Below are 23,208 nucleotides of genomic sequence, written 5' to 3' on the forward strand. Positions count from 1 at the left end.
TATTTTATTTGTTTAATATATTGTAAAGGTTACTTAATATTGAAAACCGCCGTCTATGAATTTCTTAAATAATAAAACAAGCCGGAGCATTATGCTCCAGCCTGTTATGATTTTAATTATTCATAATAACTGTTGTCGTTAATACTGTTGTTGTCGCCATTAAAATCGCAGTTTCCATATCTTTAACCGACTGGCTGACAGCTTTGCCGTATTCATTAGTTTCAATAATCTCAATCAGCTTTTTCTCAGCTGATTTTTTTCTTTCTTTGCCGAACACTTCCTCAGTTAAATCGCATGTTTTAATTAAACTCAGCAGCATCGCGACTTCAGCGTCCGCTTCGGCATTATTAAACACAACATCGTTAACATGCTTGCGGATTTCCTGTTCCGGACGTGCATCAACGGTCGGATAGACATTAGTATTAAAAAAAAAAGTATGTCTGATCTTCTTCTTTTAAAATTCCTTTATCAACAAGTGATAAATACACCGGATCATTAATCGCCTTAGTATTACCGGCAAAATGATTAATCCAATGCTCAACCGTTCGTTCTTTATGGTCTTCTTTAATTTCATCGAGCACAGTATTGAAATATGAAACGTCTGTTAATGTATCATCAGCAAGTACAACTTTGCCTTCTTTTAATGCTATATGTTTTTTCATTGCAAGCTCGGATAATATGGAACCAACCAGACCGTAATTCAGCGATGATGATGCCGACGATACAGCCGTGCCTTTATCGTCATCTGTACCAAGTAAAATAAGCACTTCAGCTATAGTAAACATTCGGACACCTCCAGGATTTATATAATACCATCAATGCACGAAGTTTAAACAATCCATTTAATTACAGATTTCTAATATAGCACATGCACTTATATTTTCTTTCAATTGAATCGAACTGTTCGATGTCTTTTCCAGTGTACTCTGCAAACATGTACAGCGGGTGAAGAGCTTTGTCTCCCGGCTGCACGCTGTGCGCCATATCTTCATCCGATAAGTAAAGATGGTAGTATTCATCAACTTTTCTATATGAATTCTTTTCAAACCAGTCCGCTGAATTACCGGCGTCACGGGTCCATACTTCAAGAATTTCAAGGTTTTGCTTAATCGCTTCTTCAACGGCACGCTCCATCAGTGCTTTACCGATACCCTGCCCCTGAAAGTCAGGATGGACAGCAAGATGCCAAATCATCCCGCCCTTTTCTTCTTCTGAAACGACTTTTTCTTCTTCCGTGTCGTATTCTATATCAATCAGACCGACTACCTGGTCATCTTTAACTGCAACGAGTTCAATACTTGGATTCTCAAATTTCTCTTTTCTCTATGAACATCGTCGTAATACGCAGTATCTAAAAATGATAATACGCGGCATCTGACCCAGCCTTTTTCGTCTTTTTCTTCATAATTTCTAATTTCCATAATAAGCTCCTTTTATTATCTTTTTTTCATGAAAAATAACCGTCTGTTTTTGATAAATAACAATGCAAACTGTTCAGCAAATTATTCCTACAGCGATTGAGCCGGCGCTGATAATGACTTCCATAATTATATTTACCGCACCGAAGTAATCCGATAAAATAATGCTGCTCGTAGCATTATACGCAAGTCCGCCAGGAACAAACGGTATGATTCCCGGGATTAAAAAAATCGTCGACGGCTCTTTATGCACCCTTGCCATTATATGACTCATTATCCCAAGAGTAAATGCACCGATGAAATTCACCATAACGAGCGGCAGGTCGAATATTATGCCAAATGTCTGCCCCATCATCCAGCCGATAGCTCCGACAATACCCGCAGGAAGAAATAACTTTCTCGGCGCATCGAAGACAACAGCAAAAAAGTAAGATGCAGTAAAACTAAACACTAAGTTTAATAACCAATCCATCATTATTCCTCCTTAAGCGAATATTAAAACAGACGATACACCGGCACCAATTGCGAATGATGTGACCAGCGCTTCTGATGATTTTGTCGTAAACATCATCATATGACCGCCGAACAGATCCTGGATAGCATTTGTAATGAGTACTCCCGGAACAATCGGCATAACTGAAGAAATCAGCAGCGTTGACAAGTCTCCGCCTGGTATATAATGATGCCCGGTAACGACCATTAAGGCAATCGTAAGCCCGCCGAAAAATTCGGGTATAAATTGCGTCGTCAGTCTTTTCTTTATAATCTCTGTGACACAAATACCGAGACCGCCCGCTAAAAGCGTCGTGAATATATCTATTTTCAAGCCATCCTGCAAGTATAAAAAACTGAGGGCAATCATCGCACCTGCTATTGTCTTAAACCAAATCGGATGGTCTTTCGTCTTGATATATATTTCTTCGAGCAGATTAAACGCTTCTTTTAGCGTCAGTTCATCCCTAACTAATTTTCGTGACACGCTGTTCACTTTGGAAATTTTAATTAAGTTCGTATTCCGCTCTTTAATTCTGTAAATTCTTGGATAAGACTGGTCATGCAGTATAAAGTTTATCACCGTGTTGGTAACGAAACTATTATTTTTGATGAAACCATAATGTGAAGCTATGTAGTTCATTGTGTCTTCCGTCCGTGTTCCTTCCGCACCCGCTTCAAGCAAATACGTGCTGCGAGCATGACAACATCTTTAACCTGTTCTTCATGATCGTCGATATGAAGTTTTTCAACTTTCACCCACAACACCTCCAATAATATCTATACACCTATAATAGTATAAAAAATAAGCTTCAGCACCTGCTAAAGCTTATCACGATTATGCTTTCGCTAACGATTTTACTGCTTCATACTGTTCTTTGGCATCATTAAATCCGAGCTCATATAATTTTTCGAGCTTTTCTGTGTGCGTGTCGTTCTGCCGACACCTGGATTCTCGCTCGGTGCAATAACGACAACATTACCTTTTTTCTCCTGCTCAAAAATATAATCCAGTCTCTCGTTATAATGTTTATATCTTATTTTCATGCGTTCATCGACTTTTGGATATTTTTATAATTAATGATAGTCGACATTCTGCTCTCTTTTTTGTAATAACCACGCGGTTTTGTCAGCACGACAACGTTTTTTGTTAAGCCGTCACTTTCCGCTTTTATAATTGGAATCGGATCGACAATACCGCCGTCGAGCATATATTTCCCATCATGTTTCACCGCATCGGCGAAGAATGGAATTGAACTTGATGCACGCAGTAATTTACCGAGTGTCTGTGCATCGTAATCCTCTTTATAAAAATACATCGGTTCGCCCGTTTCACAATTCGTAGTAACGATAACGAACTCCTCTTTACCTGAAATAATTTTATTCACATCGAGCGGCACTAAAGTATTTGGTATTTCATCAAAAATAAAATCCATACCGAACAATTCACCTTTACGGATGAAATTACTGAACGATAAATACCTTTTATCATTTACATAATCAATACTGACTGTTCTGTTTCTTCCTTGCTGCTCCGACAGGAAAGATGCGGCCATGCAGGCACCCGCTGATACGCCGATAATATAAGGAAAATGTATGTCGTGCTGTGCAAAATATTCAAGGACGCCGGCTGTATATAATCCGCGCATACCGCCGCCTTCCAAAATAAGTCCTGTGTCATTCATTTTATCTGCTCCTTGTATCTCTGTGTAAAAATGATTGTATTAAACAAAATACCATAGATTTAACAGATGTATAATTTACACGTTGATATTATTCCTTTTATTGGACCTGTTATATAAGAATACGCTTTCAGGAGCACTTATGAAGAAAGAAAAATCAACGCTTTTATATATGTACATATTTGTGTTCGCTATTATTATCGCCTTGCAATATTTATTCTTGATGAAGTCAGCATACTGAACTCTCTGTTCATGCCAGCAGTCGTCGCGTTCCTGTCACTCGCTGTGAGATCAAATGTTAAAAAAGACGAAGAAGCTGCGCGCAGGAATGAGCATAATGGGAAAAGATGATTGCTTGGGTGTGGTATTAAAATACGGTTGTTAACCGGGAGCCTTCGATTCACAACAGGGAAACGCCGTTGTTAACCGGGAGCCTTGGATTCACAACGGGGAAACGCCGTTGTTAACCGAGAGCCTTGGATTCACAACAGGAAAACGCCGTTGTTAACCGGGAGCCTTGGATTCACAACAGGGAAACGCCGTTGTTAACCGGGAGCCTTGGATTCACAACAGGGAAACGCCGTTGTGAACCGGGAGCCTTGGATTTACAACGGTGAAACGCCGTTGTTAACCGAATACGTGGGATTCACAAAAAATGAGCATACCTCACAGGCATGCTCATTTTCAATTCAAACTATATTTTAATCGACGTCACTTTCGTTTCCGTATAAGGTTCCAGCCCTTCCGGCGCACCTTCACGGCCGACGCCGCTTTCTTTTAAGCCGCCGAATGGAATATTGCTGCACTTGGTGCCCCATTATTCCAGCCGAGCACTCCGAAATCGAGTTCTTCTGTTAAGCTGATTCCCGTCGCGTAGTTTTCAGTGAAATAATAGGTTGCAAGGCCAAATTCTGTGCTGTTTGCTTTTTTGATTGCTTCATCTAAATTTGAAAAGCTTTGAATCGGCGCCAGCGGTCCGAATGTTTCTTCACTCATACAGATCATATCGTCTGTCACATTCGTAATAACCGTCGGTTCGACAAAATAGCCGCCTGACTTATCTCCATTACCGCCGGTCGTTACTTTGCCGCCTTTTTCAACTGCATCTTCAATGTGTTTCATTACTTTGTCATAGCCGTCTTCATCGATTAAAGGACCGATTTTGACACCATCTTCCATACCGTTGCCGACTTTTAGTTCTTTAACCTGCGCTGTAAACTTCTCGGTAAATTCATCAAGCACATCTTCATGCACATAAAATCTGTTGGCGCATACACATGTCTGTCCTGAGTTTCTGAATTTCGAAGCCATCGCACCTTCGACTGCTTTATCGATATCAGCATCACGATGAACGATTAACGGCGCATGTCCGCCGAGTTCCATCGTGACGTTTTTAACCGTCACCGATGCGTCGCTCATCAGCTGTTTACCGACTTCAGTCGAACCGGTAAATGTCAGTTTCATAATTTTATCGGACTGTGTAAATATTTCACCAGCATCACGGCCCGATGCATTGACGTACTGTATCACACCTTCATCAAAGCCCGCTTCTACCGCGAGATCTATAAACTTCACTGCCGACATCGGTGTCGCACTTGCCGGTTTTACGATAAAAGTATTTCCTGCTGCTACAGCCGGTGCTGCTTTACGCGCCATCATCGCCACCGGAAAGTTCCACGGTGTAATTGCTGCAACGACTCCGATTGGATGTCTCGTTACTACAATTCTCGTCTCATCATTGTTTGCAGGCACTGTCCGTCCGTATATACGTTTTGCTTCTTCAGCGTAATATTTAATATAACTGTTGGCATAATCGACTTCACCAAGTGCTTCCGTCAGCGGCTTTCCGCCTTCAAGCGTAACGAGTTCTGCGATTTCCTGTCTGTTTTCTTCGATTTTTTCTGCCCATTTCAAAAGTAAATCTGAACGGTCCTGTGCATTCATTTTCTTAAAATCCTGAAATTTTTCGTGTGCAGTATTAATTTTCTTTTCGATTGTTTCACTGCTGTCTTTTTTTACACGTCCGGCTTCTTCCTGTGTTGCCGGATTAATTACGATAATTTCCTCTGTCATTTAATTCCCCTCCAAAATATAAAAAATCGTCCTATAAATAATTATAGGACGATTGGTTTCAATTTACAAAGTTACAGGCTCTGATCGATTAATGCATTCGCAATTTCATCCAGATCTTTAACTGTGTACTGGAATCTGCCGTGGAATACATATTTCAGGAAGAATGCTTCTAAATCTTCCTGTCCGACAATTACTCTGATCGAAGGGTCTTCCGAATAGTTGGTAATTGAATAGTTACCATTATCTTTCGGATTAAAGTAAATAATCGGTACGATATCATATTGTAATTTAAATTTATTTTTCAGTTTTTCAGCAGTCACTTTTGTTTCATCGATAATACCGTTGTAATGGTTAACCGAAACGTTTTCTGAATCTGCTTTTTCAAAAATTAAAGTTTGTTCTTTCTGCTTATCAAGTTCAAGCAGGTCGAAGAATGATTCAACATACGGTATTTCTTCAAACTGATTTTCATTCACACCGTGTAAAATGTGGCCGCTCCAGTATTTAGAATCAAGCAGATAAATGCCGGTACGCGTTAATACTAAATGATCGATTTTACGCGTGTTTGTGTAATTTCTTGATGGTAAATAAATGTTCGACAGAATAATCATATCTGTCTCACGGATTTTTTCATCTTTAACAAGTTTGTCTTTTAACTGTATTAAAGAAAGGTCTGTTAAATACTCGCCTTTATCTACAGTAAACTGATGCAGGCTCGAAAGTTTGTTGTCGAGTAATGTCGTATCGTTATGATACTTTTCGTTTAAAGTAGACATTTCTTTCTTGTGTCCTAAACGTTCCTCTTCATGTTCACTTTCATATTTTTCAACAAGTGACTCTTTTTCTTTCGAATAAGTTTGTTCCACAGTTTTCACTTCATTGCGGTGTTTAAAGTAATATACTAAAAACCATATTGCGATGATGAGAAGTACTGCTGCGACCGCGATAAATATCGGATCTGTAAAAATATCAGTATTCATATTATTCCTCTCTTTCCGAACTGCTTAAATTAGCTATTTCTAAGAAGATCTTTCAGCGCATCGACTTTATCGAGTTTTTCCCACGGTAAATCGATGTCCGTACGACCAAAGTGTCCATAACTCGCAGTTTGTTTATAAATTGGTCTTCTTAAGTTTAGCATATCTATAATACCATCTGGTGATAAATTAAACAGTTCTCTGATGACTTCTGTAATTTTTCCTTCATCGTATTTCCCTGTATTAAAAGTATCGACAGCTATAGATACGGGCTGTGATACGCCGATTGCATATGCCAGCTGAATTTCACATTTTTCTGCAATGCCGCTCGCCACAATATTTTTTGCAATGTAGCGTGCAGCGTATGCTGCAGAACGGTCAACTTTAGTCGGATCTTTACCGCTGAATGCGCCGCCGCCGTGACGAGCGTATCCGCCGTAAGTATCGACGATGATTTTACGGCCTGTAAGTCCAGCATCACCCTGCGGTCCGCCGATAACAAATCTGCCTGTCGGATTGATGAAATATTTAGTTTCTTCATCTAAGAGCTCCGCAGGAACAACTTCCTGAATGACATGTTCCAGCAGATCATCATAAATTTGAGTTGCCGGAATATTTTCGTGATGCTGAGTTGAGATAACGATTGTATCTACTCTCAGCGGTTTGCCGTCTTCATCATACTCAACAGTAACCTGTGATTTACCGTCTGGGCGCAGGTAAGAAATCGTGCTGTCTTTACGTTACGTACTTCTGTTAAACGGCGTGAAATTTTGTGAGCCAGTGAAATTGGCAGCGGCATGAATTCTTTCGTTTCATTTGTTGCATAGCCAAACATTAATCCCTGGTCGCCTGCACCTGTAGAGACACCTTGTGATTCACGTGTTTCAAATGCATTGTTTACACCGACAGCGATGTCTTCCCCGACTGCTCGATGCCTGTTAATACAGACATCGTTTTATAATCGTAACCGTACTTCGCATCGACATAACCGATTTCTTTTACTGTTTCTCTGACAGTTTTCGGAATATCAACGTATGTTTCCGTACTGATTTCACCGACGATCATTGCAAGCCCTGTATTTACTACAGTCTCGCAGGCAACGCGTGCGTATGGGTCCCCTTCAAGAATTGCGTCGAGAATCGCATCTGAAATCTGGTCTGCGATTTTATCCGGATGACCTTCTGTGACTGACTCTGAAGTAAATAATTTACGTTCTGACATTTATAAAAATCTCCTTTATAGCTGATTTAGCTATCTCTTCAAAAGCAAAAAATAAAACCTTTTTCTCCATATTAAACAGAGAAAAAGGCTCGCCCTTTTCCCTTATCGCTCAGAATTACTCTGCATTCTTTAGCACCTTTCTTGAAAAAGGAGGTTGCTCTGGCTTCATCGGGTTTGAATCCCTCCACCACCTCTGGATAAGAGATAACTTATACTCATCTTACAATATTGTGAAATTCAAATCAAGATTAACAAAGTGTTATTTGTGACAGGTTTAATCTCTTTAAAATTAATCTGCTATTTTAAAAACATATTCTTAATGTTTTATAAGCCATTTATAACTTATACTTATGAAATAACATTGAAAAATATATATCAATATACACATGCGTTATCGTATTATATGTGTAAACATAAAATCGAATGTGTTATACTAATTTCTAAATAGTTCGTTAATGACAAATATTTTGGAGGCGAATCATGGTTAATCATAAAAGTTTAATCGAAGGTCTTGTTAACAAACCTTCTACACACAAACAATTATCAAACGCTGAACTTGTCGAAGCATCTATTCGACGCGACGAAGCAGTTCTGACAAATACAGGTGCCCTGCGCGCGCAACGCGAATACGTGGACAGCACGAGAATACACTTACGCAGCCCGAAAAACCGGTTTTTATCGTAAGAGACAGTGTATCGGACAGCAAAATTGACTGGGGCGATGTGAACCAGCCGATTTCACAAGAAGTTTTCGATAATTTATTCGATAAAGTTACTACATTTAAATGACAAAGAAGAATTATTTGTCTTTAACGGCTATGCAGGCGCAGACCCGCATACACAGCTTCAACTTCAGGTTGTTAATGAATTCAGCTGGCACAACATGTTTGCGAAAACTATGTTTATCCGCCCTGAAACAAAAAAGAAGCACTGGCAATCGACCCTGAATTTACGATTGTTTCAGCACCGACTTTTAAAGCTGACCCGAAAGTTGACGGCACAGGCTCAGAAGTATTCGTACTTGTGTCATTAGAGAAGAAAATTATTCTTATCGGCGGTACTGAGTACGGCGGAGAAATGAAAAAGTCTATCTTCTCTATTATGAACTATCTGCTTCCTGAACAAGGCGTGCTCAGCATGCACTGCAGTGCCAACGTCGGTGAGAACAAAGACGTTGCATTATTCTTCGGTTTATCAGGAACTGGTAAAACGACGCTTTCTGCAGACCCTGAACGCGACCTTATCGGCGACGATGAGCACGGCTGGAACGACGACGGTGTATTTAACATCGAAGGCGGATGCTATGCTAAAACTATTAATTTATCAGAAGAAAAGAACCTGAAATCTTTAAAGCGATTAAATTCGGTTCAGTTCTCGAGAACGTTGTGATTGATGAAAATGGCAACGCTGATTACGACGATGATTCACTTACTGAAAACACTCGTGCTGTATATCCGCTTGACCATATCGACAATGCACGCATTCCTTCAGTTGCAGGCCACCCGAAAACAATTATTTTCTTAACAGCAGATGCATTTGGAGTACTTCCTCCAATCGCTAAGTTAAGTAAAGATCAGGCAATGTATCACTTCCTGAGCGGGTTTACTTCTAAACTTGCAGGAACTGAACGCGGTGTGACTACACCACAGCCGGTATTCTCAACATGTTTCGGTTCTCCATTCTTACCACTGCACGCAACAGTATATGCAAACATGCTTGGTGATTTAATCGACAAGCATGACGTTAATGTTTATCTTGTAAACACAGGATGGACAGGCGGCGAATACGGTGTTGGTAAACGTATGAACCTGGCACACACACGCTCAATGGTCAGACGCGCTATCAGCGGTGAATTAGAACTTGGTGAATTCGCTGAAGATGAAATGTTCGGTCTGTCAATTCCTAAATCAGTAACTGGTGTACCTGAAAACATTCTTGCACCAATCAACACTTGGGAATCAGCTGATGCTTACAATGAAAAAGCACAAGCACTTAAAGAGCAGTTTATCGAAAACTTCAAAAAATTCGGTTCAGAATCAGCAGCGATTGCTGAAAAAGGCGGATTTTAATAATATTTGAATATATTAAATCCCGGGATAAAAATTATCCCGGGATTTTTTTATCGTTCTGTTGTTTTTTGATTAGCCGATGACACGGTATTGGCTATACAGAGCGTTTGTATGTACTCTATTGATTTCACATTGTATATGCAGCTCTTTCTGTAGACTCTGTTCATTTCACATTGTCTACCAAACATCCTAACAGCAAAAAACCGGAACAACATATGTTGTTCCGGTCCACTATCACTCGCTACTGACAGCCGTTTTCCCTGACTTCATTATATAAATAAACTACACAATCATCTTTCAGGAGCAGGCTTTTATCTTCTTCAGCAATGTCATCGATATGATTGACGAGCATCGGACCATTTGTTTCATGGTAGTGTTTCAGCTGGTCCAGCCGCTCGATGTTACAGCAGAATGCTGCTTTACTGAATGTTTCATCACCATCATGAACGGTATATGTACCGACAAAGTGCAGATTCCCTACCAAACCGCCGGTTTCTTCATAAAGTTCACGTTGTGCACCTTCGACGAGTGATTCACCTTCATCCACTTTACCGCCCGGAAATTCGAGCCCTCGTTCTTTATGGTTCGTCAGTAAAAACTGGCCGTTAAAAACTTAGGAATAATCAGGACATGTTTCGTATTTTCAACGTAACTGTTTTCCAATGTGACACGTCTGCCTTCATGATCAGTAAATGTTTTCATGTATAATCCTCCTAGTTGCACTCTTGCAGATATCAGCTACAATAGTTGTATTAATTTTAAAAGGTGATGCTGCAATGAAAAAAGTATTAATCGGCTCCGTTCATTTTTACCAGAAACATATTTCTCCAATGTCGCCGCCGACTTGCCGGTTTTATCCGACATGTTCAAATTATGCTCTTGAAGCAGTTGCTGAGCATGGTTCTTTAAAAGGCAGCTTTATGGCAACGAAACGTATTTTAAAATGCCATCCATTCCACGAAGGCGGTTTTGATCCGGTTCCCGTAAACAAAAAGAAAAAACGTCAGTAATTATATCTTATTAGTCCATACCTGTATTTAACGGTTTAGAAACATTTTTTGGTTCTGACTGCGGGAAATTTTCCCAGTGGATGTCATAATAATTTTATCGACGTAATGAATTTCTTTCGGCAGTTTATATTTCGCCAGATGTTCGCTTAAATGATTCAAGAGTAATGCTTCATCGACTGCTTCTTCTAAAAGCAGCACCGGCACATTGCCCCATTCGTCGTCATCCTTTTTAATGACGACACAGCGGTCCACGCCGCTGATTTTATACACTGCATCTTCAATTTCTTTCGGATAAATATTCTCACCGCCGCTGATAATCAAATCAGTACGTCTGTCCAGAATATATAAATACCCTTCATCATCAATTTGCGCAAGATCTCCCGTATTAAAATATCCGTCTTTTAATTTCAAATTCGCATTTAAGTAATCTCTGACAACACTGTCACCTTTAATTAACAGCTCATTGGTCTCTCGGTCTATTTTGATATCATAACCCTGCACATTACCGACAGCTCCAGTTAAAATCCTGTCATCTTTAGAAGAGATTTGAACAATTTGAGAGCATGTTTCAGTCATGCCGAATGAATTAAATACCGGCAGATCTTTTTCAATCGCCTCTTTTAAAAGTGACGGCGTTGTACTCGCCCCGCCAAGCAGCAGTCCTTTAAGGTGATGTGTGCCTTCCATGCTCATTAAACGCTTCAGCATCACAGGCACCATACTCGTATGAGTGATTTTATCTTCATTTAAAATATTCCAGACACGCTTTTCATCAAATTTATTTTCAACGACTAACGTACAGCCAGTCATTACCGTTCTGAACAGTATCGACAGTCCTGAAATATGAAAAATCGGATTAACCATGAGCCATGTACTGTCACTGTCATAGTCAAAATGCTGTTGGCAGTTATTATGTGACGCTGCATGATTTTTATATGTCTGCGGCACTGCTTTCGCGCGTCCGGTCGTTCCTGACGTAAACATAATCGACAGGATATCATCCGGCTCAGGTTTATTGACGATAAAGGTCTGTGTCTCAAGCTCAAATAAATCATCATACAAAATCACTTCGACCCCTGGAATATCCACGGGTAATGTCGCAATAACTGTTGTCACCGACACATCTTTCAGCTGAGAACTGAGCTCAGCCGGTGTCAGACGTGTGTTCAGCATAACCATTTCCACGCCGAGCATCATCAGACCGTGAATCAGCTTAACAGAATCCAGCGAGTTGTCGATATATAACCCGACGCGTTTTAGTTTGAGCGCCTGCATATGTGTGCCGAGAGAATGCGCATGCATGTACAGCATCTGATACGTCAGAGATTCATTATTGCACTTTACAGCAATGTTATCAGGATAAGTAAAACTTGCTGTTTCAAGCCATTTATAAGACATTACTTCACCTCAAAAACACCCATCATAGACGGGTGTTATATTTTAAAACTATGAAATTTACGGGAATTTAGGAAATTGATCGAAGTTCGGTTTACGTTTTTCTTTAAACGCGTCACGGCCCTCTTTCGCTTCATCAGTAGTGTAATAGAGAAGCGTTGCATCTCCAGCAAGCTGCTGCAGTCCTGCAAGTCCATCTGTATCAGCATTCATTGATGCTTTTAAGAAACGAAGTGCCGTTGGTGAGTGCTGTAAAATATCTTCACACCATTCAACAGTTTCATCTTCAAGACGTTCTAAAGGCACGACTGTGTTAACTAAGCCCATGTCCAGCGCTTCCTGTGCGTCATACTGACGGCATAGGTACCAGATTTCGCGTGCTTTTTTGTGTCCAACGATACGTGCTAAGTAGCCTGAACCGTAACCAGCATCAAATGAACCGACTTTAGGACCAGTCTGGCCGAATCGTGCATTATCTGCAGCAATTGTCAGGTCACATACGACGTGCAGCACATGTCCGCCGCCGATTGCGTAACCAGCAACCATGGCAATAACCGGTTTAGGAATCACACGGATTAAACGCTGTAAATCAAGGACATTTAGACGCGGCACATCATCCGAGCCCACATATCCGCCATGACCGCGTTTTTTCTGATCTCCACCTGAACAGAACGCAAGGTCACCCTCACCTGTTAAAATAATTACGCCTACACGCTGATCGTCGCGCGCGCGTGTAAATGCATCGATCATTTCTGCAACAGTATCCGGTGTAAATGCGTTGCGCACTTCCGGACGGTTGATTGTTACTTTAGCAATACCATTATAAAATTCATATTTAATTTCATTATATTCTTTAACTGTTTCCCAAACTCTAGTCATGAGTTATCCTCCTCTAAGTACTTTCGTACTGTGTTTATGTACGCTTTGTAATTTTCAAGATGAATATTGTGACCACAATTTTCAACTATATCCAGTTTAGCACTTTTCAGCCGTTCTGACATCGTTTCTGCTACTCTGATAAACTTCTTATCTTCACTGCCTGTAATTAAATAAAAATGGTTATTCAGACCGCTTAAATCATTCCAGTAAGACCGCTGTACACCCGTGCCGTACTTCAACAGGCTGTCCGCCGCTTCAGCCGGAACCAGCTGCAGCCGCTCTTCATGCTGTGCTTTAAGCAGAGATTCGTCAGCATGCTCTTGAGTTTGAAACAGCGGCATACTTTGCCAGAAATTTAGAAATTCATAATAATCGCTGACGATTAATTTACTGCGTTCCTGATCTAGAGTGAGCCGCTCAGCTTTCTTCTCGTCGTCAGCAATGCCCGGTGACGCACTTTCCAAAATACATTTTTCAATACGCTCAGGAAATTGGACAGTTAACGCAAGGGCTGTCCGTCCGCCCATCGAGTAGCCAAGCACATCGAAAGTGTTAATCTGGTGACGGTCAGCAATAGCAATGAGCCCAGCGGCAATATCTTCCATACGGTAACCATGTGAAGTACTGTTCGTTCCGCCGAACCCGGGTAAATCGACTAAGATGACGTTGCGCAAATCGCTTAATCCTTCGGCAATCTTTCTCATGCTTTCTTTAGACGATAAAAACCCATGCAGCAGTATAATCGTTTTTGATTGTTTGTTATCAATCAGCTCGTAATTAAAATTCAGCATTATCTACCAGATTTTTAAGCTGCCGTTTCAGTTCATTATGACTTTCGAGATTATGCTCTCTGTCTGTTTTAATTTCAATCATCTGGCGTCCTGCTTTATTCAGCATGTCTTTTGTTAATTCATCTGGATTTTCAATCTGAACGTATTCGTAATCATAAAGTTTTGCCGCATGTTCAAAGTTCAGATCAAGCGGTGTACCGAATAATCTTTCGAAGTGCGGTTTATGTGCATACTGCGGCAGGTAGCTGAAAATGTTGCCGCCGTTATTATTAAATACAATAACTGTAAAGTCGATATTCTCAAGCTTGGCCATTAAGAGGCTGTTGATATCGTGGTTCATCGACACATCACCAATCAGCATTGTGACCTGTTCTTTCGTACCGATACCAAGTGCGCTTGAGATGACTCCGTCAATACCGTTAGCACCGCGGTTTGCGTATACCTCATGAGTAACGCGCGTATCGTAGCGTTCGAAATCCCTGATCGGCATACTGCTCGATAAGAAGAATGTTCGCCCCTCGTCCGTCTGATGAACAATGTCATAGACATATCTGCCTTCATCGTCAAATTTTTCTATATTCTCATCATACTAATCATAAATATCCTTCGATAATTTGATGAACCGTTTCTTAACTTCACTCTTGAAATTATCATTAATCATTCTTGGCAGAATTTCATTCACTGTACCGACATACGTTTTCATCAGGCGTTACCGGGAATGTTTAATATCCGGAACTCACTGATTAAATACTGCGATACTGTTGTCTGCTTTAAAATGCATTCGTCTTTTTGATGTGACCGGCTCGCCGATGCGGATAATAAAATCTACATTGCTGTTAATGTATTCACGGTGCTTGTCTGTGAAATTCGAAAACATCATATCGTGATTAACGATTCCGTCCTTCACATCAGTACGTAAATTCTGGCGCGGGTCAAAGACAGTATAATATTACCCTGTTCAAGAACTGGTTTCAGCGACGTTAAATCTTCTGCTGTTTCACACCGATAATTACTAAACCGGTCCCAGTTAATTTTTCAATATTGCCCGGTAGCGTCATTGCCGGGATTCGCTTTTTCTGCTTACGCTTAAATAAATCGAGACGCTCAATGTTCGGCATAATCGGTTCCCGGACCGGAATATTAAAATGCACCGGTCCCATATTAATCCCGTTAAAATACTGGCTTGCCTGCAGCACTTTATCGTTAATTAACGATTCCGCACTGTCATGCGTGTCAGCAATCGGCAGTTCGGTCTGATAGCGGACAAAATTACTGTACATATTGTTTTGTTCAATCGCCTGCGGTGCCCCCACATTTTTAAGTTCATGCGGGCGGTCCGATGTCAGAACAATTAAGGGCAGATGACTCAGTCCTGCTTCACTGACAGCCGGCGTGTAGTTCGCTGCAGCTGTACCCGAAGTACATAATATGCCCACCGGCTGACGTCTCTTTTTAGTCAGTCCGACGGCAAAGTATCCCGCACCGCGTTCGTCCGGATGAATATAAGTCTTAATGCCTTCGTGCAGCTCTGCCGCTATTGCAAGGGGTGTTGAGCGCGATCCCGGCTGATAACCAGTTCATTCATGCCGTATTCGTACAGCGCATCTATAATACTAAACGTTTGTACCGTTAGTGCTTCTGTGTAGCTCATTAGTAGTCGCCTCCAAGACGTTCAACATCGGTGAATTTAACTTCCGTTTCTAAAAATTCAGCTTCCGGATCCGATCCTTTAACGATGCCGCAGCCAGCAAATAATGTCGCACTGCGTGCAGAAATCAGCATCGAACGGAGTCCGACAGCAAATTTCACATTCCTTATCTTCATGAATAATGCCTAGCGGCGCTGCATAAAGTCCTCTTGTGCCGTATTCATGTTTTTAATATAGTCTTTTGCCAGATTCTTCGGCAAACCGCCTACTGCTGGTGTCGGATGAATCTGCTTTAATATCTTGAACTCATCTGCATCCTTCTTCAGTTTTGCCTGAATCGGTGTAAATAAATGATATATATATTTATTTTCCATTAAGAGCGGATTCTTTTTATAATTGAGTCCTTCTGAAAACGGTACGATATCGCTGACGATTGATTCTCTGACGACGCGGTGTTCAAACAGATTTTTTTCGTCGTTCAATAAGAATTCTTTCTGAATATTATTTTCCTCGGCGTCTTCAACACGCTGAATAGAACCTGCGATCGCATTCGTAGTCAGTTGTTCCCCGTCGATAGAAAATGTTTCTCAGGTGTTTTTGAAACGAAGGTCGATTTTCCTTTTTCATAGTAAATCGTATACGTATCCGCTTCGTCTTTTAAGCGTCTGATTAAATACAGGCGTTTTGCCTTCGACTCAAAAGTAATGAGTTTTTGGCGGGCTAGCACAACTTTTTTAAACTCGTCGTTTAAATTATTTACTGCTTCTTCAACGAGGAGTTTCCATTCATTCGGGAAATATCACGCTTACTTTTAACGACCGGTTTTTCATTCTCTGTAATTTCAGCATTTTCTATCCTTGATAACACCCCGTCAATTTCCTCAAGCAGCCCGTCCATATTCAGTTCTGTTTTGCTGCGGGTTAAAAATACTTCATTCTTTTTAAGATCAAACTGCCACTCGGGCAAATGGAATTCAACCATTTTAAAGTCGTTCCACTCATCAGTCGTGTCTTTATCATCAATAATGTGCCGCCAAATAAGCTCAGTTTAGATTTTAAATCATCTCCGAGCTTTTCCTGCTGCAATTTTGCAAACAGTGCTTTTTTGCTGTCTGCTGTCGCTTCTGGCTGAAACTTATCGCGCCACATACTTTCGATATAATTGATGCCGACAACATTATAGGTGCTGTCTTTTGACTTGAACCAATAGCGTGAGCCCTTTGATCATTAAAATATGTAAATTTTTTCTTCGTCAATATTATACTCATCCATAGGGATATGCAGTGTAAGATATTGCTTGTCCGAATCCAGACTGATATTCTCTATAAATGTTCGAGACGATTGTAATTTCATGAGTCACACTACTTTCATCATAATTAGCTTTATTTTATCATTTTTTACCTACTGTGTGTATGGACAAGTCTTAAATATGATAAAATTATAGCCATCATGTTTTAAAGGAGAAAGTCATGCAGGAAGCACAAGTACACACAGGATTTAAAAAATATTTGATGCTGACGCGCCCGCACACTTTAACAGCAAGTTTTGTACCTGTTTTTGTCGGGACGGCAAGCGTATTATTATTTGCGGATATCCGCTGGGGAATGTTTTTCCTTATGCTTATCGCCACAATTTTAATACAGTCAGCAACGAACATGTTTAACGAATACTATGATTTTAAACGCGGTCTGGATTCGCATGAATCCGTCGGTATCGCAGGCGCCATCGTAAGAAACGGCATGAGCCCGCGCCTCGTACTGACAATCGCTCTTATATTTTACGGCATTGCCGCTGTTATCGGTATTATCATTACGATAAATTCATCATGGTGGATACTGATAATCGGTGCTGTATCAATGGCTGTCGGCTACTTGTACACAGGCGGTCCTTTCCCGATATCCTGGACGCCGTTCGGTGAAATTTTTGCAGGCTTCTTTATGGGTACTGTAATTATTATGATTACATTCTACATTCATACCGGCACGCTGCACGTATTCCCTTTTTAATGTCTATCCCTCCCGCAATTACAATTGGGCTGTTGAATATGGCAAATAATATACGCGAACCGCAGAAAAGATAAAGAATGGACGTAAAACTTTTGTCATCCTCGTCGGCAAACCGTTCGCCGTAATGACATCTGCTGCACTGCTCTTGTTCAGCTATATCTTTTTAATTTATATCGCATTCTTTACAGCGATGGGTTCTGTTTTCCTGCTCATTCCGCTGTTATCTGTACCGCTTGCGATAAAGACAATTATGCTGATGCGTAAAGGCGATACACCAATCGAGCTGATCCCGGCAATGGCATCGATGGGTAAACTTAATACGATAATGGGACTGCTCCTTACTATCGGATTGATTATTTACGGTGTGACAGGTGTATAAACTTTCCTGAAAATTGTGTTTCTTCTTCTTCTTCCAAGGAATATAATATAGTTGAAACAAACAATATAGGGGGATTTATCATGCACTTAAAACGCACGCTATTCGCGGGAGGACTTCTAAGTATGCTTTTACTCGCCGCATGTAATGGGGACAGCACCGAAGAAGCTGGTACAGAAGAAGCACCTGCTGAAGAAACAACAGGAGAAGAAACTTCAGAAGATGGGTTATCGTATTCAGGAGTTAATGGGGATTACAGCTTCACGAAATTCACACCGGTTGAAGTGCCGGCAACTGACGCTGAAGGCAATGACACGACAATCCAGGCAGTCGCTGCTGAATTCGAATATACGAATACTTCAGAACGTACATCAACCCCGTCGGAAGCATTCAGTCTTGACCTTGCAATACGCCAGGTGAGTGAAGACGGCGAAGCACCGACAGAAAACTATACGATGGACCTTGAAGACGAAGGTGAATTTGCAGAAGGTAAAGCAGCTTCAGCTGAACTAGTCGAACCGGGCGAAAGCGCAACAGCAGTAGTTGCATATGGCCCGCTTGATCCTGAACTCGCTACACACCTTCAGGCAAGAGAAAATCCAATCGAAGAAACTGAATCAATGGATCATGAAATTGAGCTTGAATTAGCACCGGCAGAAGAAATAGATTTTAAAAAACAGCGCCATGAAAATGGTGCTGTTTTTTTGTTTGGGGATTGTTGGATTCCGATGAAATAAACTCATAGGACTCCAAAACCTCCAGGATTCCGATGAAATAAACTCATAGAATTCCGAAACCCCCAGGATTCTGATGAAACGAGCTCATTGAACTCCAAACCTCCAGGATTCCGATGAAATAAACTCATAGAATTCCGAAACCCCCAGGATTCTGATGAAACGAGCTCATTGAACTCCAAAACCTCCAGGATTCCGATGAAATAAACTCATCGAGGTCCCGACATAAAATAAGCCGTCCTTAAGTTGAACAGGACGGCTTACAATTCATTATTTCGTTTTCGTCAGGATAAACTTCGTACCTTCTGCTTCGTACGTCAGTTCCCCGCCTTCCATATCCATGCGGACAGACATCATAATATGACCTTTGTTATTGAAGTCTCTGTATAAAATACGAATACGGAAGTTCATCGTCTGATCTGGCTGCATGTAAAATTTCAGAATCACTACATCATTTTCAATTTCATCTTTTATGTAGTGGTATTTCGTCGTAAAATCGTAACCTTTAATATAGACTTTCTCAATTTGAAACGGGTTATCATTTTTATTCTCAACTCGGAACATCATATACTGTCCGCGGTCGTCATTTTTCCAGCCGACTTCGTCAATCATTAAAAGCGGCTGAGTCGTCATGACCTCTGCACGTTTTCTTGAAAAGTAAATACCGAGACCGGCTATTGCCACGATAAATAACGCCAGGACGACAATTATTTCTATCCAGAATGATAATGGATCCATATATTTTCCAACTCTCTTATAACTTCATTTATATAATTTTATCATTACATGTACGATAAAAACAATTATGTTATATTAAAAAGACTTTGTTAAGGAGTCGATTTTATGATTGAAATCTTAAGCGGTATCGGAATTTCCTTTATTCTTTTCATCATATTAGGCATTTCGATTTTACTTTCAGTAGACAAGAATAAATAATCTATAAGCGAGGTTCAAATTGAAAACAATTAAAGATAATCAAATATTAATATATGCCATTGTAATTATAACTGGCGGTATTATCGGGCTGTTAAATGTAAATATCGGCAGTATTTTAGCTCCATTGATTTCCCCCTCATTGCACTGCTGATGTATGTCATGTTTGCGCAAATTCCATTTTTAAATTTACGTGAAGCTTTGTCCAATACTAAGTTTATAATCGCTCTGTTAATCGCTAATTTTATTGCTGTGCCAATAGTCGTATGGGTTTTAATTATACTATTCCCGCTGCATCCTGCAATTTTACTAGGCGTTTGTCTCGTTCTCTTAACACCATGCATCGATTACGTTATTCCTTTTACTAAGCTTGGTCAAGGTGATGAAAAATTAGTTTTAGCATCAACACCGCTGTTATTTATCATCCAAATACTATTACTACCCGTGTATCTGACGCTATTTATCAGCACGGATATTTCAGCAATTATTAGTATCGGGTCGTTTATTGAGTCGTTCCTTTTGCTTATTGTACTTCCGCTGATACTAGCAGTTATTACACAGCTGCTTGCTAAAAACACAGCAGCCGGTAAATCGTTGTTGAAACTTACCGGTAAGCTTCCCGAATTACTGATGGCGGCTGTCTTGTTTACAGTTGTCGCAGCACAAATCGGTAAAGTTTATAATGACCTGAGTATTATTTTAACTATCATTCCAATTTATATTCTGTATTTGATTATTACACCGTTTATTTCTAAATTGATTGCCTCAATATTTAAATTAAAACCACATGCCGGACGTGCACTTGCCTTCAGTGCCGGCACGAGAAATTCACTCGTTGTATTGCCGCTTGCGTTAGCACTCCCGGGAGAATGGGGTGTAATCGCTTCGGCAGTTATCGTTACCCAGACGATTACCGAATTAGTCGGCGAGTTATTTTATATAAAATTTATACCAAAACTGATCAAATAAAAAGCACTCAGCTTAACGGGCTGAGTGTTTTTTAAAATTATTCTATTTCAAAAATATCATCTGTATGTTCATGCAGGTCTTCAGGGCCATTAATATGAGCTGTAATACTGTATTCTCCAGGTTCAACTTCTGCTGTTTCGGCAGTATATACTCCGTCGCCCTGATGTTCAGCATTCAGCCATGTAATTTCTTCTGTTTCAGGTTCCTGCACTTCAAAACGGACGCGGTCCGCTTCGTATGCTTCATCTTCTTTCAGCAGTTCAACACTGACCACTGAAGGATCTGCTTCATTATCAACCGTCAGATTAATATCCAGTACATGCTCATGGTGATGGTCGGCGCTTTCCTCAGCAGGTTCGTGAGTTTCTTCGCTTTGTGCTTCTTCAGTTCCATTGCCGCATGCAGCGAGTGCCAAAGTCAGGCCTGACAGTAAAAGTAACTTCTTCATAAAAATATCCTTCCAAAATTATGTATGCACTCATTTTCAGGCCGGTTTATGCATAACTGTATATTTTAAGTTCATTTAGTGACAACATACGAATAAATTAATTCATATATTTGAATGATACCAGGTAGTTCATCCCATTATTTTTAGCAGATGCACCGGGCATCTCTGTTCTGTCATACTCTTCGAATCCAAGTTTTTCATACAGTTTAATTGCAGGAATATTCGTATCAGCAACATCGTCAATAATAAAATTATCGTAAGGCGTATTTTCAATAATATGTTGAATAAGCAGAGACGCGACACCTCTCCCTTGGAAATTTCGCGCTGTTCCGACAAACTCTATAGCTCCTGTATTTTCAAGAAGATTCTCGTGATACTTTTCAAATGGTTTCTTTAAAAGTAATCCGGCAAGAGCACCTTTATATAAGCCTAAATGTTTTCTCAGTTCTTTTTTATTTAATTTTACTGATGAATAATTTCTTTTCGTACAAGCAGTGACTCCGGCAACTTCACCATCTATAACAGCTACATAAAATTTATCGAGCACAAACATATGCTGAAATGCTTTCGCAATAACCTGTTTATCTTTTGAGAAAAAATTCAGCCACTGTGAAAATCCATCGGCAAATATCTGTCCCATCTGTTCCCTTACATCAAGATCTGTTTCATCTGCTTTTACTATTTTAAATTCTCCATTATGTAATTCCAAACATATTCCCCCTGTTTTGTTTAAGATTAGTATTTATTAATTATATAAATAGATAAATAAATTGTACAGTTTACATAAAATGATAGGAGATATCCCCTCAAAATTTATATTATATAAAATATATCAACTCCCCATCAAATTAATTTGATGGGGAGTTGATATTAACAATTATTAGACTTTTACTTAACGCTAATTATCTTACATATTCGAATATTCCTGCTGCACCCATACCGACACCGATACACATTGTTACCATACCGTATTTCGATTCCGGTCTGCGCTTCATTTCAGCGAGCAGTCTCGCTGTCAGCATTGCACCTGATGCTCCGAGCGGATGACCGAGTGATATTGCTCCGCCGTTCACATTCGTTTTTTCAATATCCAGCCCCGCTTTTCTAATCGACGCTACTGTTTGTGAGGCGAATGCTTCATTCAGTTCAATTAAGTCCATGTCTTCTACTGATAATCCAGCCTGCTCAAGTACTTCCGGTATTGCATATGCCGGACCGATTCCCATAATTTTAGGATCCACACCGACTGCTTTAAAGCCGACAAAGCGTGCGATTGGTGTTACTCCAAGTTCTTTCACCTTATCACCCGACATCATCACAACAAATCCTGCACCGTCTGTCAGCGGTGCTGAAGTACCAGCTGTAACAGTACCATCCGCTTTAAATACTGTTCTAAGCTTCGCCAGTCCTTCCATATTTGTATCCGGACGGATATGTTCGTCAGTTTTATATTCACCTTTCGTAACAACCGGTCCTTCTTCGTTATAATCCACTTTATTCACTTCAACCGGCATAATTTCATCTTCAAATCTTCCGGCATCAAGTGCTGCTTTTGCCCGCTGATGGCTTTGCACTGCATAAGCATCCTGATCTTCTCTTGATACTTTGAACTCTTCTGCGACCATTTCAGCAGTCAGTCCCATCGGATATGACACGCCTGAGTCTTGATTCTGCAGTATTGGACTGTTCGTCGGTTCATTACCGCCCATCGGCACAGCGCTCATTAATTCAACTCCGCCTGCAACCAGCACATCTGCCTGCTCTGCCATAATCTGGTTTGCCGCCATTGCAATCGTCTGCAGTCCTGATGAACAGTAACGATTTACCGTCTGACCCGGTACTTCATTCGGCATGCCTGCAAGCAGTGCGATTGACCGTGCTATATTCTGACCCTGTAATCCTTCCGGGAATGAGTTACCGACAATAACGTCTTCAACCATTTCAGGGCTGAATTTACCGTCGACACGGCCAAGTACACCTTTAAGAACCTGTGCTGCCACCTCATCTGGTCTGTCGTGGAACATCGCGCCGCCTTTTGCTCTCGCGGCAGCAGATCTTCCGTAAGCTACTATATATGCATCCTGCATTT

Annotated in this window: 18 protein-coding genes, 9 pseudogenes and 1 riboswitch; of the genes and pseudogenes, 5 read left to right on the forward strand and 22 right to left on the reverse strand. The window is 40.6% G+C overall.

Going from position 1 to position 23,208, the window contains the following annotated elements:
- Positions 1-112: 112 nt before the first annotated feature.
- From G4D76_RS16575 to metK, 9 genes and pseudogenes are all read right to left on the reverse strand, one after another.
- A pseudogene (locus G4D76_RS16575) lies at positions 113-785 on the reverse strand (GPP34 family phosphoprotein).
- Positions 786-846: 61 nt separating this feature from the next.
- On the reverse strand, positions 847-1,296 hold the full coding sequence (locus tag G4D76_RS03315; protein WP_371814650.1) for a GNAT family N-acetyltransferase: 450 nt from the start codon (positions 1,294-1,296) through the stop codon (positions 847-849).
- The gene (locus G4D76_RS14450) at positions 1,263-1,421 is read right to left on the reverse strand and encodes a hypothetical protein (RefSeq protein ID WP_250130156.1); all 159 of its coding nucleotides are present in this window, start codon (positions 1,419-1,421) and stop codon (positions 1,263-1,265) included. Before G4D76_RS14450 ends, G4D76_RS03315 begins: the two co-directional genes overlap by 34 nt.
- 73 nt (positions 1,422-1,494) lie before the next feature.
- Positions 1,495-1,893 (reverse strand): threonine/serine exporter family protein, encoded by a 399-nt coding sequence (locus tag G4D76_RS03320; RefSeq protein WP_371814570.1) that lies wholly within the window; start codon positions 1,891-1,893, stop codon positions 1,495-1,497.
- Between the two features lie 9 nt (positions 1,894-1,902).
- Positions 1,903-2,612, reverse strand: a pseudogene (locus tag G4D76_RS03325) (threonine/serine exporter family protein).
- 136 nt (positions 2,613-2,748) lie between these two features.
- Positions 2,749-3,595, reverse strand: a pseudogene (locus G4D76_RS03330) (patatin family protein).
- Between the two features lie 691 nt (positions 3,596-4,286).
- Positions 4,287-5,665 (reverse strand): annotated as a pseudogene (locus G4D76_RS03335) (NAD-dependent succinate-semialdehyde dehydrogenase).
- A gap of 71 nt (positions 5,666-5,736) precedes the next feature.
- Positions 5,737-6,645 (reverse strand): nuclease-related domain-containing protein, encoded by a 909-nt coding sequence (locus G4D76_RS03340; RefSeq protein WP_213810536.1) that lies wholly within the window; start codon positions 6,643-6,645, stop codon positions 5,737-5,739.
- Between the two features lie 29 nt (positions 6,646-6,674).
- Positions 6,675-7,863 (reverse strand): annotated as a pseudogene (gene metK / locus G4D76_RS03345) (methionine adenosyltransferase).
- Positions 7,864-7,962: 99 nt separating this feature from the next.
- Positions 7,963-8,067: riboswitch (SAM riboswitch) on the reverse strand.
- Positions 8,068-8,343: 276 nt separating this feature from the next.
- On the opposite strand from metK, the pseudogene pckA reads away from it, so the two are divergent.
- Positions 8,344-9,931 (forward strand): annotated as a pseudogene (gene pckA, locus G4D76_RS03350) (phosphoenolpyruvate carboxykinase (ATP)).
- A gap of 241 nt (positions 9,932-10,172) precedes the next feature.
- On the opposite strand, the gene G4D76_RS03355 reads toward pckA, so the two are convergent.
- Complete coding sequence (locus G4D76_RS03355) at positions 10,173-10,478, reverse strand: NUDIX domain-containing protein (RefSeq protein ID WP_250130157.1); 306 nt, start codon at positions 10,476-10,478, stop codon at positions 10,173-10,175.
- Positions 10,479-10,707: 229 nt separating this feature from the next.
- Between G4D76_RS03355 and yidD the strand changes: the two genes are divergently transcribed.
- Positions 10,708-10,941: a membrane protein insertion efficiency factor YidD gene (gene yidD, locus G4D76_RS03360; protein WP_026859603.1), complete on the forward strand. Its 234-nt coding sequence runs from the start codon at positions 10,708-10,710 to the stop codon at positions 10,939-10,941.
- A gap of 27 nt (positions 10,942-10,968) precedes the next feature.
- Here the strand turns inward: yidD and menE are convergent, their stop codons facing one another.
- The 8 genes and pseudogenes from menE to G4D76_RS14480 all read right to left on the reverse strand — a co-directional run bounded on the left by menE (position 10,969) and on the right by G4D76_RS14480 (position 16,635).
- Positions 10,969-12,339, reverse strand: coding sequence for an o-succinylbenzoate--CoA ligase (gene menE / locus G4D76_RS03365; protein ID WP_213810537.1), 1,371 nt, complete (start codon positions 12,337-12,339; stop codon positions 10,969-10,971).
- A gap of 57 nt (positions 12,340-12,396) precedes the next feature.
- Positions 12,397-13,215 carry a 1,4-dihydroxy-2-naphthoyl-CoA synthase gene (gene menB / locus G4D76_RS03370; RefSeq protein WP_213810538.1) on the reverse strand — a complete coding sequence of 273 codons (819 nt, stop codon included), beginning with the start codon at positions 13,213-13,215 and terminating at the stop codon, positions 12,397-12,399.
- Positions 13,212-14,006: a 2-succinyl-6-hydroxy-2,4-cyclohexadiene-1-carboxylate synthase gene (menH, locus tag G4D76_RS03375; RefSeq protein WP_213810539.1), complete on the reverse strand. Its 795-nt coding sequence runs from the start codon at positions 14,004-14,006 to the stop codon at positions 13,212-13,214. The genes menB and menH overlap by 4 nt, the downstream gene beginning before the upstream one ends.
- On the reverse strand, positions 13,993-14,496 hold the full coding sequence (locus tag G4D76_RS14455; RefSeq protein WP_250130158.1) for a thiamine pyrophosphate-binding protein: 504 nt from the start codon (positions 14,494-14,496) through the stop codon (positions 13,993-13,995). Before G4D76_RS14455 ends, menH begins: the two co-directional genes overlap by 14 nt.
- A gap of 246 nt (positions 14,497-14,742) precedes the next feature.
- Positions 14,743-14,913 carry a hypothetical protein gene (locus G4D76_RS14460; protein ID WP_250130159.1) on the reverse strand — a complete coding sequence of 57 codons (171 nt, stop codon included), beginning with the start codon at positions 14,911-14,913 and terminating at the stop codon, positions 14,743-14,745.
- A 73-nt stretch (positions 14,914-14,986) separates the two neighbouring features.
- The gene (locus tag G4D76_RS14465; protein ID WP_371814651.1) at positions 14,987-15,544 is read right to left on the reverse strand and encodes a thiamine pyrophosphate-binding protein; all 558 of its coding nucleotides are present in this window, start codon (positions 15,542-15,544) and stop codon (positions 14,987-14,989) included.
- A 112-nt stretch (positions 15,545-15,656) separates the two neighbouring features.
- A pseudogene (locus G4D76_RS14470) lies at positions 15,657-16,384 on the reverse strand (chorismate-binding protein); the annotation flags it as partial.
- Between the two features lie 26 nt (positions 16,385-16,410).
- A complete protein-coding gene (locus tag G4D76_RS14480) occupies positions 16,411-16,635 on the reverse strand; it encodes a hypothetical protein (protein WP_250130160.1) in 225 nt (74 codons plus the stop codon).
- A 487-nt stretch (positions 16,636-17,122) separates the two neighbouring features.
- Between G4D76_RS14480 and G4D76_RS03390 the strand changes: the two are divergent.
- Together G4D76_RS03390 and G4D76_RS03395 are read left to right on the forward strand one after the other, a co-directional pair.
- Positions 17,123-18,038 (forward strand): annotated as a pseudogene (locus G4D76_RS03390) (1,4-dihydroxy-2-naphthoate polyprenyltransferase).
- 80 nt (positions 18,039-18,118) lie between these two features.
- Positions 18,119-18,772: a DUF4352 domain-containing protein gene (locus tag G4D76_RS03395; RefSeq protein ID WP_213810540.1), complete on the forward strand. Its 654-nt coding sequence runs from the start codon at positions 18,119-18,121 to the stop codon at positions 18,770-18,772.
- A 267-nt stretch (positions 18,773-19,039) separates the two neighbouring features.
- On the opposite strand, the gene G4D76_RS03400 is transcribed toward G4D76_RS03395, so the two are convergent.
- A complete protein-coding gene (locus G4D76_RS03400) occupies positions 19,040-19,507 on the reverse strand; it encodes a hypothetical protein (protein ID WP_213810541.1) in 468 nt (155 codons plus the stop codon).
- A gap of 217 nt (positions 19,508-19,724) precedes the next feature.
- Between G4D76_RS03400 and G4D76_RS03405 the strand changes: the two are divergent.
- A pseudogene (locus tag G4D76_RS03405) lies at positions 19,725-20,671 on the forward strand (bile acid:sodium symporter).
- Positions 20,672-20,708: 37 nt separating this feature from the next.
- Here the strand turns inward: G4D76_RS03405 and G4D76_RS03410 are convergent.
- The 3 genes from G4D76_RS03410 to G4D76_RS03420 form a co-directional block, all read right to left on the reverse strand.
- Positions 20,709-21,119: a FixH family protein gene (locus G4D76_RS03410; protein WP_213810542.1), complete on the reverse strand. Its 411-nt coding sequence runs from the start codon at positions 21,117-21,119 to the stop codon at positions 20,709-20,711.
- Between the two features lie 97 nt (positions 21,120-21,216).
- Positions 21,217-21,828 (reverse strand): GNAT family N-acetyltransferase, encoded by a 612-nt coding sequence (locus tag G4D76_RS03415; protein WP_245573127.1) that lies wholly within the window; start codon positions 21,826-21,828, stop codon positions 21,217-21,219.
- Between the two features lie 193 nt (positions 21,829-22,021).
- Complete coding sequence (locus G4D76_RS03420) at positions 22,022-23,206, reverse strand: thiolase family protein (RefSeq protein ID WP_213810543.1); 1,185 nt, start codon at positions 23,204-23,206, stop codon at positions 22,022-22,024.
- Positions 23,207-23,208 lie beyond the last annotated feature (2 nt).

This window comes from Jeotgalicoccus sp. WY2, assembly GCF_018437745.1.
GTDB classification, from domain to species: Bacteria; Bacillota; Bacilli; order Staphylococcales; family Salinicoccaceae; genus Jeotgalicoccus; species Jeotgalicoccus psychrophilus.